Below are 15308 nucleotides of genomic sequence, written 5' to 3' on the forward strand. Positions count from 1 at the left end.
GTTATCCCATCTGCTGGTCTGTGGCCCCGATTAAGTCAACCCTGAGCCTGTCCTGGGCCGATTTAACCCTTTTGAGTACCTGTTTGAGCATCTGCCGTTCCATGGGCGTCAGGTGGCGGGGATTGACATAGTTGTGGGCCGTTGTGTTTTCCACCAGGATATGCTGGATCTGTGCCCTGAACCGAAGCTGGATCAGCAGGCTGTAGGCCTGGTCCAGTTCATTATAGGCCTGCCGGGACAGCACCCGGTTTTCATACATGCGAAAGAGCCGGTCCAGGGTGGAGGTCTCTGGAATTCCGTATTTCAGCGAATAGATCCGTGCGAAATCCACAATGGGTGTTCCTGCCATTTTGAGATCGATGCATTTTTTATGGGGACCGTTTTTTTCCACATGGAACCGGCCGAGCAGGCCCAGGGGCGGCTTGAAATAGACGGCGTTTTCCGCAAGGTTCCTGAAAAAGCCGGTCCACCCGGACAGCTGTTCAAGGAGATGGGCGGCCAGGCTGTCCACCAGGACCCTGTCGCCAAAGGCAAACCGGAGGTCAAAAAAGATGCTGGTGTGGAGCAGGTCTTCCGGGGACGGGGCACGGATCCAGTCGGAAAAATAGGATTTCCATACAGACAGGGGCTGGCACCATTTGGGATTTTTGGCCATGATACCGCCCCGGCAGAAATCATATCCTGCCCTGTCCAGCCAGGTGCAGACCTTTTCTCCAAGGGCCAGGAAATAGGCGGTATCCTTTTCACTGCCGCTGTGGATAATGGCATTATCCTGGTCCGTCTTTAATGTCTGTTCTTTCCGTCCTTCGCTTCCCAGTGTGATAAAGGCAAAGGGGGCCGGGGCCGGGCCCAGCGCCTCTAGGGCAAAGGTGAGCAGTTTGCCGAGGATGGCGTCGGAAAACGCGGTGATCAGCCAGGTAATGGTTCTCACCGTTGTCCCGCTTGAAAGCATATTGTGGATCATCCTCGGCAGCTGACTGTGTTTTCCCATGATTTCTTCCACCCCCCGGGCCTGGTTGATTTCCCGTATCAGGGCGGTATAGGCCAATTCGGTCATCAGCCGGTTATCCAGTGCCATGGCCTGGTCCGAGTGGTGGAATAATTCCAGGTCCCTGATCTGAGGGCGGCTTTCCGGAAGCATGGTTGGCGGTTCAAGTGTCGCTGCCCCCCGGGCATCGTCCAGGGGGATGAAAATTCTTATAAAGGGGGGATCGTTTTCCCCGGCCGGATATGCCCAGACCGCACACTGGTGCCGGTCAAGGACCTCTTTCAGGCAAATCCCGGCGGCCCCCTTGTCAGTGATATTCCGGGATTCCCAGCGGTGGAGCCGGTCCGGGGAAATCCCCGCTCCCTGCCAGGCCAGGTCCAGGTACAGGATCTCGTTTTTAAGGCGGGAAGATATGGAAAACTGATCAACCCCGGTTTCGGTTCTCAATTGATCCAGCAAAAACAGGAGGCTGGCGATAAAGGTATAGGCCTCTGCTTTAATCCCGGCCGGTGCCCTGGCGGGGGTTACCTGGCAGACGATGCCGAGCCGTTCATGGGATCGCCGGGATAGGGTCCGCATCAAATCGTTTATCTGCAGTGGTTTCAGGGCCTTTTTCCCATGAAGCAAGCGGCCGTATTCCTGTGATACCTGTTCCAGAATATCGCTGAGAATCAAGGACTCGGAATAAATAATGTCGATGAACTGCTGCCGCCTCTCTTCGTCCATGGCCGGATATCCTTTCATGGCCTCGACTGCGGCCCGGATGCTGGCCATGGGGGACCTGGCATTTTTCGACAGGGTGGTCAGCAGGCGTTCCACCCGTTTTTCCGCCTGGGCCTGCTGGGTAATATCCGTCAGGATGATGACAAATCCGCCGAACATGCCGGTGCCGGTGAGGATCGGTACGACCCGGGTCTGCAGGACCCGATCTTTTTTTTGCAGGATGAACCCCGAGATGGGCCGGGACATTCCCCTGCCAAGCCGTTCTTTAATGTCGTTCAGGGCATGTTCGACCAGGCCCTTGTCAATAAAGGAGGCCACCGGCCGTCCCACCATTGCCACCGGCTCATCCGTCTCTGCCTGTCCGGGCGCAAGAAAGGCCTGGGACTGCAGATCGTGGACAAGGCAGATGCCTTTGGGGTCGCACATGAGGATGGCTTCCGGCAAGATGGAGATAAAAGATGCCAGAATCTGTTTTTCGTCAGGAATGTGGTGGTCTGTCGTCATGGGTGCTTTCCTGAAAAATTAGAAAAAACCCCTGCTGCTATTCTATCTTTCTGGCACTGGATGTCAAGCACTGCTGGCCGGGAAGGCCGGCGCCCGCCCCTGGGGGTCAGCGGGGGGCGGTATTCATGGCTTCCAGCTTCCTGTAAAGGGTTCTCAGGCTGATGCCGAGTTTTTCAGCGGCTTTCTTTTTTCCGGTGACATCATGGCCGTACCGGTCAAGGCACTCCTGGATGACCCTGGCCTGGGCCGTGGCTGCCCGGCTTCGGATGTCGTCCGTGTCTTCTTCCGGACCCGGTCCGGTGCTTCCCTTGGTGTTAATACGGGTTAAGAATTTTTCGGGAAAATCTTCAGGGGTGATGGTGTCGGTCCGGGCCATGTTGACGCTGTATTCGATAATGTTCTGCAGTTCCCGGACATTGCCGGGCCAGGTGTGGGCTTGGAACAGGGCCAGCGCTTTGGGACTGACGGTTTTTACCATGCGTCCCGCCCTGGCATTGGCCGTATTGATGAAGGCGGTGCAGAGCTGCGGTATATCATCTTTCCGTCCCGCCAGGGGGGGGAGGTCCATGGGGATGACATTGAGCCGGTAATAAAGGTCCGCCCGGAATTTTTTTTCTTTTACCATCTTTTCCAGGTCCTGGTTGGTGGCGGCGATCACCCGGACATCCACCGGGATGAAGGCCACCCCGCCCACCCGCTGGAAGGCCTGGTCCTGGAGTACGTTGAGCAGCTTGGCCTGGAGATGCAGGGGCATTTCCCCGATTTCGTCCAGGAAGAGGGTGCCCCGGTGGGCCAGCTCGAACCGGCCGGGCTTTCCCCCCTTGCGTGCCCCGGTAAACGCCCCTTCCTCATACCCGAACAATTCGCTTTCAAATAAGGTGTCCGGGATGCTGGTGCAGTTCACCGGCACAAAGGGATGGTTTTTCCTGGGGCCGGAATGGTGGAGGGCCTGGGCGAGCAGCCCTTTGCCCGTGCCGGTTTCCCCGGTGATTAATATGGTGGAGGATGATCCGCTGAGCCGGGAGGCGGTCTTTTTGAGACGGGCCATCTCCGGGGTGCTGCCCAGGATGTCTTTTATCCGGGGGCGGGCCGGGGACTCTGTCCGGGGGCCCTCTTTTTCCGGTTCGCCCAGGCTGCCGGCAGGGCCGGAGAGGGTGAGCACGGCCCCGGTAAAGGCCTCCCGGGAATGGACGGGGCGGGCAGACAGGAATTTTTCACTGCCGTTGATGGTCACCCTTGCGGTTTTCACCGGGCTGCCTTCAAGAATTTTGTTCACCAGGGGCTCGGGCAGGATGTGGAAGGCGGACCGGGTGCACAAATCGCAGAAGGCAAATAGTTTGAGGGCGGCGGTATTGCCACGGGTGACCATGCCCCGGGTATCCATGGTGAGCATGGCATCGCCGGACATATCCATGAGGGAGGTGAGCATCTCTTCGGATTCGGAATAGGCACGGGCATTATCCCGGTCTGATACCAAATCGGCGATCCAGTCGGAAAAAAGTTTGAGTGCGTCCACATAGGTTTGGGTCTCCCGGGTGATTTTGTCATGGCCGTTCCGGGTGAATGAGGTCAGGGCCATGACACCCAGGGGGCCGGCATCGGTTCCGAACCGCTTGAGAATTTCGATTTTAGCCGGGCAGTTGCCGATGAACCGGCAGCCGCTGCAGGCTGCCATGTGGCCGGGTTTGTTCACCACCACATTGCCGTTTGCCAGCACCTCCTGGATGGAGGGGGCGTGGACCCGCTGCCCCTTCTGCCTGAAATATTCTTCGGTCGCCGCCAGCAGACGGCTGTCCCGGTCAAATATGGCCACATCCACATTCAGCATGGACTGTATCATGGCGGGAATTTTTTTCAGGTCTTCTTTGTGGGCGTGGATGTTGACCATGGCCTCTCCTTTGGTGTGGGTTGCTGGCCAGACATCCTACGGGCTTTGCGCAATTTTGACAATGGTTTTGTCACATCTGCTGAAAGGTTTGACAAAATTGGCAAAAAAACTCTTTGGCGCCGGGCGGCGCTCCTGCCCCAGGCGGCAACGCAGGGGGATAACCTCCTTTAAAATATATCGTTTAGACCGGGATTTCCGGTCCGGCCTTGTATTGGTACGGAACCTGCTATTATCATGCGGCGAGACGGAATTTATATTTGTAAACCAAAGCGCAAGGAGATATCCATGGCAGTCAACGGCCTGAAAAATCATCCCTATATTCCCAATTCCACATTGGCAACCCAGGAGGAAATGCTCAAGGAACTTGGGCTTTCGTCCCTGGAAGACCTGCATGAAGAGGTCCCCGAAGCCCTGAAGCTGACCCGGAACCTGAACCTGCCCCCTGCAATGGGGTCCGAGTTTGAACTCAAACGCCATGTCACCGGCATCCTGTCAAAGAACAGGCATTGCGATGAGATGCTCAGTTTCCTGGGAGCGGGCTGTGCCCAGCATTATGTGCCGGCCCTCTGCGACGAGATCAATTCCCGCGGTGAGTTCCTGACGGCCTACGGCGGGGAAATGTACAACGACTTCGGCCGTTTCCAGGCCCTGTTCGAATACCAGAGCCTGGTGGCGGAACTGGTGGACATGGAGGTGGTCAATGTGCCCACCATGGACGGCTGTCAGGCGGCGGCCACGGCCATCCGCATGGCCGCCCGCATGACCGGCCGCAAAGAGGTGCTGGTGCCGGATATCATGGATCCGGACCGGCTCATGGCCGTGAAGAATTACTGCAGCCCGGACATCACCATCATCACCCTGGGCCATGATGACGGAACCGGCCAGCTGGATCTGGAAGACCTGAAGAACAAGATTTCCGATAAAGCTGCCGCCGTTTATTTTGAAAACCCTTCCTTCCTTGGTTTTCTTCAGACCCAGGGCCAGGCCATTTCCGATATCGCCCATGAAAACGGGGCGGAAGTGGTTGTGGCCGTGGACCCCATTTCCCTCGGCGTCCTGGCGCCGCCCACGGCCTACGGGGCCGACATCATCTGCGGCGACCTCCAGCCCCTGGGGGTTCACATGAACTACGGCGGCGGCCAGGCCGGGTTCATGGCCACCCGGGATGAAGAACGGTACGTCATGGAGTTTCCCTCCAGGCTCTTCGGCATCGTGCCCACCTGCACGCCCGGGGAGTACGGATTTGACGATGTGGCCTACGACCGGACCTCCTTCGGCCACCACCGGGAACACGGCAAGGAATATGTGGGCACCCAGTCGGCGCTCTGGGGTATCACCGCGGGCGTCTATCTGGCCAGCATGGGCCCCAAGGGCATGGAAGAGGTGGGCACCACCATCATGCAGAAGGTGCAGTATGCCCAGAAACTGCTCGATGAACTCCCCGGCGTAAAGGCCCCCGCCCTGGCCTCCCCGGGGTTCAAGGAGTTTGTTGTGGATTTCACCGGCACCGGCAAGACCGTGGCCGGGATCAACCAGGCCCTGCTGGAAAAAGGGATTTTCGGCGGCAAGGACCTTTCTGCCCAGTTCCCTGTCCTGGGGCAGGCAGCCCTTTACTGCGTCACTGAAATCCATGCCCAGGCGGACATTGAGCGTCTGGCCCGTACCCTTGAAGGCATCCTTGCCTAACCCGGCGAATACGAAAGGAAGATAGATATGCAGCGTATAGACAGAAGCGAAAAAGTCAGGAAAAATTTTCACCAGGCCAAATGGGACGAGCCCATAATTTTTGAACTGAGTACCCCGGGGGAACGGGGGATCAATGTACCGGCGGCCGAGCCCGAGATCCAGGCTGCCGTGGGGGTACCTGAAATTCCCGAATCCATGCGGCGTAAGACCCCGGCAGCCCTGCCGGAAATCGCCCAGCCCAGGGTGCTCCGCCACTATATGCGGCTTTCCCAGCAGACCCTGGGCGCAGATGTGAACATTGAGATCGGCCAGGGCACCTGTACGGTAAAATACAGCCCCAAGATCAACGAACAGCTGGCCCGGCTGCCCCAGGTCACCGAACTCCACCCCCTCCAGCCCGAAGAGACCGTCCAGGGGATGATGGAGATTTTCCATAAAACCGACACAATTCTGCGGGAGATTTCAGGCCTGGACCGGTTCACCTTCCAGCCCGGGGGCGGCAGCCAGGGCATCCTGACCATGGCTTCGGTGGTCTACAACTACTTTGCCGACCGTGGCGAGGCCGACCAGCGGGACGAGATCATCACCACCATCTATTCCCATCCTTCAGATGCCGCCGCCCCGGCGGTGAAGGGGTACAAGATTATCCACATCGGTCCGGACAAGGACGGGTATCCGGATTTCGAAGCCTTCAAGGCGGCTGTGGGGCCCCGGACTGCAGGATTCTTTGTGGCCAATCCCGAGGACACCGGGGTTTATAACCCCCGGGTAAAGGCGTTCACCGACCTGATCCATGAAAACGGCGGGCTCTGCGGCTACGACCAGGCCAATGCCAATGGTTTGCTGGGTGTAACCCGGGCCAGGGAAGCCGGGTTCGACCTCTGTTTTTTCAACCTCCATAAGACCTTTTCCACCCCCCACGGCTGCGGCGGGCCTGCCTGCGGCGCCACAGGGGCCGTGAAAAAACTTGAGCCCTTCCTGCCCGGCCCCTTTATCAATGAAGTGGACCATGCCGACGGCACCAAAGGGTATGAATTTGACAACAGATTTCTGGACGATCCCCGGTCCGTGGGCAAGGTCCGCTCCTGGTACGGGGTGGCCCCGGTGGTGGTCAAGGCCTATGCCTGGATCATGAGCCTGGGGGCGGAAGGCCTCTGGGAAACCGCCAAGGTCGCCGTTCTCAACAATAATTACCTGTTTAAAAAACTCATGGAGGTTCCCTGTGTGGATGCGCCCTATATTGACGGCAAGCAGCGGGTGGAGCAGGTGCGTTACACCATTGAAAAACTGACAAAGGATACCGGCATCACCTCCGGGGATATCCAGCGCAGGATGATGGACTTCGGTATGCATTACTGGACCAGCCATCATCCCTACCATATTTCCGAACCCATGACCCTGGAGCCCACGGAGACGCCGTCCAAAAAAGATCTGGACGAGTACATCGCCACCCTAAAGCATGTTTTCCAGGAAGCCTATGACACTCCCGAGATCATCAAGACAGCACCCCACCAGAGTGTCTGCCACCAGGTGGATGATTCACCTTCGGATGATCCGGATCAATGGGCCATCACCTGGCGGATGTACTTGAAAAAGGCCAAAGGAAGGGCATGATCCGTATCGGCCTGATCATTAACCCCATTGCCGGCATGGGGGGCAGGGTGGGGCTCAAGGGCACCGACGGCCTGGCAGAAAAGGCCAGGGAACTGGGTGCCCGGCCCCAGGCGGCGGCCAAGGCCGTCCGCGCCCTGGCCGCTCTGGCCCAGGCACCGGGCCTCACCCTCCTGTCCCCCCCCGGCGACATGGGGGGGAGGATGGCCGGATCCTGCGGCCTGACGGTCCAGGTGCTGGACATGGCCGGGAAAGCAGTCACCTCCGGAGCCGATACCATTAAGGCGGCAAGGATGATGGCATCCATGGATGCTGATCTCATCCTCTTTGCCGGCGGAGACGGTACGGCCCGGGACATCTGCACGGCCGTCGGGGAGGGCGTGCCGGTACTGGGCATCCCTGCCGGGGTAAAGATCCATTCCCCGGTATTTGCACAGACCCCCGAGGCCGCCGGCCGCCTGGCCCTGGAGGTGGCCAAAGGAAATATCCGGACCTTCAGCCCCCGGGAAGTACTGGATATCGATGAAGAGATCTATCGCCAAGGCCGGGTCCAGACCCGGCTTTACGGCTATCTTTCCGTACCCGAGGCCGACCGGGTCCAGAGCCGCAAGTCCGGCACCCCGGTGGGGGAGGCCGCTGCCCAGAACCTTATCGCCCTGGATTATATCGACGCCATGGAAGCGGAGGCGGTCTATCTCATCGGGCCGGGCACCACCACCCGGCCGGTGATGGAGAATCTGAAACTGCCCAACAGCCTGCTGGGAATAGATGTGGTGAAAAATAAACAGCTTGTCCTGAACGACTCCACTGAAAAAGACCTGCTTGAGATCACCTGCAACGCCCCGGATATCCGGATTTTCATCACCCCCATCGGCGGCCAGGGATATCTTTTCGGCCGGGGCAACCACCAGATCAGCCCTGAGATCATCCGCAGGGCCGGAAAGGAAAATATCAGAGTCGGTGCCACCCTCCAGAAAATCGGGAGCCTCAGGGGCCGCCCCTTTCTGGTGGACACAGGAGACCCGGATACCGACCGGATGCTGGCCGGCTATACCCGGGTCATCACCGGCTACCGCCAGGAGATGGTCTATCCCATCGGCTGATACGCCGGAATTCAGCGGCAGATTGGTGTTGATTCTATTATGCCCAAGCACCGGGCCGGACAGCCCGGAAGCGGCTGCTGTTATATTCAAAAGAGGCGAATTCCACTCTTTGAAAAGTCTTGCAACCGCCGGCCTCCGGCCGTCAGACAGCACAGATTTTTATGCTCCGCTCCATAGGCCTCCCTGCGAACAGATTTTCTTTATGCCGTTTTCCGGCCTGACCGGCCCTCAGTGCCGACCCCGGGAATGGATGTTCGTCTGAACTCTTTGTGGAATTGCGTATCAATATGATACTGTGTTTTCAGGATTTCAAAACATCAATGCATGTTTTTCCTTATAACAGGAGACCATCTTGAAACAGCAAGTCGAAATTACCGAGCCGTGCCCGCTCCTGACTCCGGACGGGACATTGACGAGGGAAGGGTATGCCACCCGCCCGTTCTGGCAGTATGACCGCAACAAGATTAAAGCGCCCTGGCATCGCATCAAGGAATGGGATTACTATTGCATTCTTTCCCATGAGTTGGGATATGGAATCACCTTAACCGTGGCTGATTTAAGTTATATCGGGCTGGTAGCCGTCTGCTGGCTTGATTTCCGAAAACGGACCTTTGTTCAAGAAGAGTCCCTAATGCTTCTGCCCCGTGGCAAAACAAACCTTCCATATTCATCGCAATCCGGCATGACGGTTTTCAGGAATAACCAGTTCAGCCTGGTTTTCGACGTTGATTACAAGGTCCGCCACCTGAGGTTTGAAGTCCCCGGTTTTGTCTCAGCCGACAATAAAAAAGGGCTTGAAGGGCGGATTGAACTGGCCCAGGACCCGAAAATGGATAGCATGGTTATTGCGACTTCCTGGGAGGAAAACCGAAACGCTTTTTACTATAATCAGAAAACCAATTGCATGCCTGCCAAGGGAGAGGTCATCATCGGCGGCCAATCCCATCCCTTTCAGCCCGAGAATAGTTTCGGGGTACTGGATTGGGGACGGGGGCACTGGACCTATAAAAATCGTTGGTTTTGGGGCTCTGCTTCCGGTTTGCTGGACGGACACCCAATCGGCTGGAATCTTGGATACGGTTTCAGTGACCGCTCAACCGCTACGGAAAATATGATATTTTACAAAGGCAGGGCGCATAAACTCGATGGCATCACTTTTTGTTTTGATACTGGTAATTATATGAGCCCCTGGCGTTTTGGCAGCGTTGACAACCGATTTAAAATGAGAATGGAACCGTTGATTGACCGGCATTCGTCGGTGAACCTGGGCTTGATTAAATCGGTTCAACACCAGGTCTTCGGCACCTTCAGCGGCAATCTGATATTGGATGACGGCACTGAACTTAAAATCGAAAATATGCTGGGCTTTGCCGAAGATGTCCTGAATTGGTGGTAAGATCCGGTAAAAGGGACTGTGGGCCGAATCCGGTTTAAATTGGGTGGCTAAGACGGCAACGGCGGCAGGCCGGTCGCTGCATTTCCGGTCAGGAAGATCTGGGGTGCTTTATTGGAATCGTTTACCTGTGCCGCGGCCGGGTTAAGCAGAAAAAATATAAATCTAAACCGGGCTTAGATCTTTGGTTTCCAGTGTTTCAAGGGGGCTCTCGGTTCTTCAATTCATCTGAATGCGTGCTGACAACGAATTTGTTTCGTATTGATTAACCATGTCCGGTCGTGGTATTAATTTCGGCTATGGTTTGGAAACAAATAGAGGTGGCCGGCTGCCCGATGGGATCCTGTAATGATTGATATCCATAATATGTCCATCCTGATCGTGGACGATATGAAAAGCATGCGGTCCATTATCAAAAAGACCCTGAGGCATCTTGGCATCGGAAGGAATATTCATTTTGCCGAAAACGGGAAGGCCGGGCTGAATGCCCTGCGGGAAAGACCGGTGGACCTGGCCATTGTGGATTGGAGAATGCCGGTGATGAATGGCGCTGCCATGCTGGATGCCGTCCGCAGCGACAAGCTTCTGAGGGATATGCCCGTACTCATGATTACGGCGGAATGCGAGCGGGATATTGTCTATGAGGTGGCTGAGATTGAGGTGGACGGATACCTGATTAAGCCCCTGACCCCGGCCATGCTGGAATCCAAGATCCGCCAGGCCGTGGAAAAGGCCAACCACCCGGATGAGGCCTCCCTTTTTTCCCGCAAGGCCCGGGATATGGATGAAGCCGGCAAGCTGGAAATCGCCATTTCCTGCCAGAAACGGGCGGTGAGTGCCAAACCCAAGGCCTCCAGGCTGAAACGGAACCTGGGGATTCTGTACGGCAAGGCCGGGGAGGTCGGGGCCATGGAAAAATGTTTTCTGGAAGCGGCCGCCTCCAACCTTCAGGATGCCGTGACCCGGAAGCTTTTATCCGAATTCTATTGGAAGAAAAAGGAATGGAGCCGGTCGGTCCGCTATGCCTGCGAAGCCCTGGCACTGACCAACCGGTTCAATGGCGATGCCGTGGAAATGGGGCGAAAGCTTCTGGTGATGCGCCAGAACGAGCTGGCCGTGGCCCTGTACGCCACCCTGATTAAAAAGTTGGAAAAACATCTTTCGGTCAAGGAAGATATCCTGGACCAGTGCATGGATAACGGGGAATTCCGGTTTGCCAGAAAGCTTCTGGAAAATCTGCTTGAGGAGTTTCCCTCCAGTTACGGACTGCTGTATAAGGCCGGCCTGATTTTTGAAGCGCTGGGGGAGGATGACAAGGCGCTTGACTATTATCTGGCGGCGGACAGGCACATGGTTGAGCCGGTGAACTCAAAACTGAAGATCGCCGGCCTGTACTGCCGGAAGGATAAAGTCCTCCAGGCCGACGAATACATTTCCCAGATTCTCCGCATCGATCCGCAGCATAAAGACGCCCTTGAACTGCGCCGCAATATCTGATTCTCTTTTCGTTGTGCCCACCATTGGTGCATAAAATTTCGCCAAAAAAGATGAAATACAGGAATTAATACTGCTTTGATTCCTGTTTTGTGATGAGCCGGTAAGCAATGCCGGAGGCCGCTGCATTTTCATTCTCCACGGCCACCACCACCCGCCGGGACCCCAGGCGGACGGTTTTGGTTTCATAGGACCCCACCGCTACCTTTGTCCCGGGCGGCAAGCTGGTGCCCGAGGCCAGCACCAGGCCGTCAATGAAGGGATGGCTGCGCAGGGTTTCCGCCCCCAGGACCTCACCGGGCCTGCCCAGGTGGTACCAGCCCCGGTACCTGCCGTCGTTGCCGGCCATTCGCAGGCCTGTCCCGGCCAGGGCGCCGATTACCCCGTCCCCGGTGCCCCCGTGTTCAGAGAGGTGGAGCCCCAGTTCCCGGGCCAGATCATAGGCCTCGTCCTTGGTGCAGATCCGTTTCTTGGCCTGTCTGCCGAAGTCAATGAGCCTATTCCGGCCAGGGGCGGCCAGGGGGCCTGTGATGCAGATCCCCGGATCCGAGCCCTTTTGGGACCGGGTGGATACCGCCCCGGCCAGGTAGCGGATAAGATCCTGGACAGTGCAGCCGGGGGCCAGATCCATCTCAAAGCACATGGCCGAGTTGTGTGAGGTGAAGGGAACATCTTCGTGGACGAAGAGCTGGTGGCGGCTGATGGGGGTACAGGTGCCCATGGCCGCTTCTTCCATTTCGTTGCAGATGCGTTCAAGCATCCAGCCGGTCCCTTTTGTTCCGGGCATATCCGTATCGTCCACGCAGATCCAATAATGCATTTTTTATCCTTTCTCAGAATCAGTAACAGGGGGGATTTATAGAAGGCTCGGGAATGCTTGTCAATTTTAATTTGCGTCTGGACTAAAGGATGGGGGAAAGTAACGAAAAAGAACTTTAACGGACAAGGAGAAGGTTACATCCGGGAAATTATTTTAACCTCCCGGGTCTGGCGGCCGAAGGCCAGGGCCTGCTGTTTTTTTTCCAGGGGCATGGCAATGTCCACCCGATTGCTGAACCGGTGGTGCATCCGGTCCGTGACCAGGCATTCCCCGAATCCCTCGATCCAGATTCTGGTGCCCAGGGGGACAAAATTGGCCGCGCACCGTTTTTCGCCTTTCTCCAGGGCCAGGCAGATGTTTTCCCCGGAGGCTGAAATGCAGGGGTCTCCGTCGCATTGGTTAAAGTCGCCGGCATTATAGGCGGTCACTTCCCGCAGGGCCCGGGTTTCAATATAGGAGAGCAGGGGCTGTATAAACCGGTTCCGGTGGGGGCAATCGCTTGTATCATGAACGATTAAAACCGGATATATGCGAAGGGTCGGGCGGACAACGGGGTGGAGTACAGGGGGGGCATAGGAGATTGCCGGCCCTGATGGCACGGCCGTTCCTGGCGGCGTCCCCTTTCCTGCGGGATCGCCGATATACCCGGTCCCCATTAAAAAAATAGCCGCCAGACCCGCCAGGGAACCTGCCGCCAGCCTTTTTGTCCGTTTATTGAATATCATGACCCATCAGTCTAACATACCGGGCAGGTGTAGGCAATTCCCTTTGAGGAAAAGGGAAAGGATGGGAGATGATTTTGGCATCCCTGGGTATGCATATTAAAAGGGGTGTTTTGCCGCTGGGTCAGGGGATAATTTTTTATACCGTCCCTTGAGCCAGTTACCCAGGTCCGAAACATACCATTTTGAGAAGCGCCGGTCCGACGGTCCGCCGGGCATGTTGGAGTACAGGTCCGGTTCCGCCAGGTCCGAGACCATGCGGATGGAGGGCATGAAGGTGGTGGTACGGCCGGCACTTTTGTAGATCTGGCCCTGGTGGATGGTGGCACGCCCGCCGATGCCGGTGACCGGCCCCCGGTCGAATCCCAGGAAACCGGGGAGCTTGCCTCCGAAAAGAATGTGGCTGAGGGGAAATCGGCGGCCGCGGCCCCAGCGACGGGGCTTGGTGTCCAATGCGTCGTCAATGGCCGCTTTAAAGATGTCTTCTCGGGACCGGCCGTTGAACCAGGGGGAGGCTTCGGTAAGGAGTATTCTGTCGAAGTTATCGTAAAAATCGATGAATATGCCGGTTTCCCGGGAAAGGTAATCCATGGCGGCGATACCGAAACCGTTTTCCCCGAACACGGATTTGTACAGGCGGGCGTAAATCCGCTCAAAGAGGAAGGCGCCTTTTGAATTTTTGTCGTAGCAGAGGTCCCAGGCCTTCAGAATATCGCCCTGGGGGGTCTCCGGTAACAGGGGGCGGATGACCGCCATGAATTGTTCGGCCTGGATGGAGTACAGGTCCCCGTGAATGGCGTACATCTCCTCCCGGGTAAGCTGGGTCCTGCCTTCCAGCAGGCGGTCGATGCGCTCGGACCGGTATGCCCCCATGCAGACGGTGATGGGAGCGGCCTTTCCGTATGCGTTGAGGTTTTGGTTGGCCGTGGAGAAAAAGCCTTTGGACGGGTTGAGTTTCCGGGGCAGGTCGTCGGGGTCGATGAATCCCTGCCAGTCGTTTTCGGCTTTCCAGCCGGGCAGGGGGATAAATCCCCGGGTGCCGTGATTGCGCTTGGGCACCTTTCCGGTCATCTGGAAACCGATGCTGCCACTGGTATCGGCCAGGACGAAGCTCCATCCGGTTTCCACCCGGCGGACTGAGTCCATGGCCGTTTCCACGGTGTCGGCGTCCCAGAGTCCGAACAGGGCGGACAGGGAGTCCCCCCCTGAATCTGCCGCCGCCCACCGGGTCGCCAGGTAACAGCCTTCCTGATTCGGATCTCCGTCCAGCACCCCGTGGCCGTTTTCGTAAAAGATAATTTTTTTTGGCTCTTTTTTCTTTCTTTCGATCACTTCCGTTCTCTGGTCAAAGGGAATCCACTGGTCCCTGTCTTCCCGGTAGTATTTCCCGTCCCTGCAGTTTTCAATCCAGGAGTCAATGCTATCGATGAAGGCATAGGTCACTCCCCAGGCGAGTTCACCGGAACGGCCGGCCAGCACCCCTGGCATACCGGGCATGGAGGCGCCCATGTTGTACCGCCCCTGAGCCTCCATCACCAGCTCATACCAGACATTGGGCAGGCGGTTGATTTCCAGGTGGGGATCATTGCAGAGTATGGGCTTGCCAGAGGCGGTTTTGCTGCCGGCCACCACCCAGTTGTTGGAGGCCATCATCCGGGGCAGCGCCCGGTTCCACAGGGCCGGCGGTTCCACGATGCGGTCGCCCAAAGAGACTTTTTTCAGCAGTTGGATGTCCAGACCGTCCAGCAGCCCCGGGAACAGATCTTCCAGCTTGTCCCTGGAAATACCGGCCTGGACCATCTCCACAAAGAGGCGCTCCATTTCCCCCTGGGACTGGGCCAGGGTAAGATAACCCATCATTCGGGAGAGCAGCAGGCTGTGTTCCGGGCGCCAGGGCTCGTGGCGGTATCCCAGCAGCTTCAGTTCCCAGGGCAGTTTCTCCAAAAAAGCGGCATTGGCGCCATCGCAGTATGCGCCGATCCAGTCCCGGTGCGCCGGGCTGAGTTTCCGGGTCTGGGCAAAAAGATCCCGGCCCCAGTTCATTTTTCTGAAAAAGGTGTCAATGGCCAGCATCTCATCGCCGCTGTCCAGGAATTCACATCCCCGGCCCTGGCCCAGAATGCGCATGAGCAGCATCTGCAGCCCCCTGTCTTTGGCATGGGCATATCCCTGGCCCCAGAAAATATCCGCCATGGTGTTTCCTTTGATGCGGGGGATACCGTTATGGTCTCTTTGGATGGATATGCCTTTTTTCATGGATGCAGCTCCCTGACATGAGTTTGATTTGTGAACATTGTTTATTGTTTAATCCGGCAGGTTAGACCTGTCAATGAAAATGTGGGGATTCTTACGGAAGAACAGAGACTTGTCATCCGG

The 15308-nt window shown here is 57.0% G+C and carries 10 protein-coding genes; 5 read left to right on the forward strand and 5 right to left on the reverse strand.

Translation table 11 applies throughout. From position 1 onward, the window contains the following. Position 1: 1 nt before the first annotated feature. Positions 2-2215 carry a hypothetical protein gene (locus HUN04_18815; protein WDP91641.1) on the reverse strand — a complete coding sequence of 738 codons (2214 nt, stop codon included), beginning with the start codon at positions 2213-2215 and terminating at the stop codon, positions 2-4. Positions 2216-2321: 106 nt separating this feature from the next. Then, positions 2322-4103 (reverse strand): sigma 54-interacting transcriptional regulator, encoded by a 1782-nt coding sequence (locus HUN04_18820; protein WDP91642.1) that lies wholly within the window; start codon positions 4101-4103, stop codon positions 2322-2324. Positions 4104-4388: 285 nt separating this feature from the next. Between HUN04_18820 and gcvPA the strand changes: the two genes are divergently transcribed. The 5 genes from gcvPA to HUN04_18845 all read left to right on the forward strand — a co-directional run bounded on the left by gcvPA (position 4389) and on the right by HUN04_18845 (position 11393). After that, positions 4389-5789: an aminomethyl-transferring glycine dehydrogenase subunit GcvPA gene (gene gcvPA, locus HUN04_18825; protein ID WDP91643.1), complete on the forward strand. Its 1401-nt coding sequence runs from the start codon at positions 4389-4391 to the stop codon at positions 5787-5789. 27 nt (positions 5790-5816) lie between these two features. After that, entirely contained in the window at positions 5817-7403 is a 1587-nt protein-coding gene (gcvPB, locus tag HUN04_18830) for an aminomethyl-transferring glycine dehydrogenase subunit GcvPB (GenBank protein ID WDP91644.1), read from the forward strand. Beyond that, positions 7400-8503, forward strand: coding sequence for an ATP-NAD kinase family protein (locus tag HUN04_18835; GenBank protein ID WDP93341.1), 1104 nt, complete (start codon positions 7400-7402; stop codon positions 8501-8503). Before gcvPB ends, HUN04_18835 begins: the two co-directional genes overlap by 4 nt. A gap of 352 nt (positions 8504-8855) precedes the next feature. Continuing rightward, positions 8856-9899, forward strand: a complete 1044-nt coding sequence (locus HUN04_18840; GenBank protein ID WDP91645.1) for a DUF2804 domain-containing protein — start codon at positions 8856-8858, stop codon at positions 9897-9899. 345 nt (positions 9900-10244) lie between these two features. Next, a complete protein-coding gene (locus HUN04_18845) occupies positions 10245-11393 on the forward strand; it encodes a response regulator (GenBank protein ID WDP91646.1) in 1149 nt (382 codons plus the stop codon). 64 nt (positions 11394-11457) lie between these two features. Here the strand turns inward: HUN04_18845 and HUN04_18850 are convergent, their stop codons facing one another. From HUN04_18850 to HUN04_18860, 3 genes are all read right to left on the reverse strand, one after another. Continuing rightward, positions 11458-12210 (reverse strand): hypothetical protein, encoded by a 753-nt coding sequence (locus HUN04_18850; protein WDP91647.1) that lies wholly within the window; start codon positions 12208-12210, stop codon positions 11458-11460. A 134-nt stretch (positions 12211-12344) separates the two neighbouring features. Continuing rightward, positions 12345-12935, reverse strand: a complete 591-nt coding sequence (locus HUN04_18855; GenBank protein ID WDP91648.1) for a 3D domain-containing protein — start codon at positions 12933-12935, stop codon at positions 12345-12347. Positions 12936-13031: 96 nt separating this feature from the next. Continuing rightward, positions 13032-15188 carry a penicillin acylase family protein gene (locus tag HUN04_18860; GenBank protein ID WDP91649.1) on the reverse strand — a complete coding sequence of 719 codons (2157 nt, stop codon included), beginning with the start codon at positions 15186-15188 and terminating at the stop codon, positions 13032-13034. Positions 15189-15308 lie beyond the last annotated feature (120 nt).

This window comes from Desulfobacter sp., assembly GCA_028768525.1.
Classification (GTDB): domain Bacteria; phylum Desulfobacterota; class Desulfobacteria; order Desulfobacterales; family Desulfobacteraceae; genus Desulfobacter.

What these genes read in the sequence shown, in the direction of transcription:
- HUN04_18860 (WDP91649.1), bottom strand. Translation starts at nt 15,188, where the DNA reads ATGAAAAAAGGCATATCCATCCAAAGAGACCATAACGGTATCCCCCGC.
- HUN04_18820 (WDP91642.1), bottom strand. Translation starts at nt 4,103, where the DNA reads ATGGTCAACATCCACGCCCACAAAGAAGACCTGAAAAAAATTCCCGCC.
- HUN04_18835 (WDP93341.1), top strand. Translation starts at nt 7,400, where the DNA reads ATGATCCGTATCGGCCTGATCATTAACCCCATTGCCGGCATGGGGGGC.
- HUN04_18855 (WDP91648.1), bottom strand. Translation starts at nt 12,935, where the DNA reads ATGATATTCAATAAACGGACAAAAAGGCTGGCGGCAGGTTCCCTGGCG.
- HUN04_18850 (WDP91647.1), bottom strand. Translation starts at nt 12,210, where the DNA reads ATGCATTATTGGATCTGCGTGGACGATACGGATATGCCCGGAACAAAA.
- gcvPB (WDP91644.1), top strand. Translation starts at nt 5,817, where the DNA reads ATGCAGCGTATAGACAGAAGCGAAAAAGTCAGGAAAAATTTTCACCAG.
- HUN04_18815 (WDP91641.1), bottom strand. Translation starts at nt 2,215, where the DNA reads ATGACGACAGACCACCACATTCCTGACGAAAAACAGATTCTGGCATCT.
- HUN04_18845 (WDP91646.1), top strand. Translation starts at nt 10,245, where the DNA reads ATGATTGATATCCATAATATGTCCATCCTGATCGTGGACGATATGAAA.
- gcvPA (WDP91643.1), top strand. Translation starts at nt 4,389, where the DNA reads ATGGCAGTCAACGGCCTGAAAAATCATCCCTATATTCCCAATTCCACA.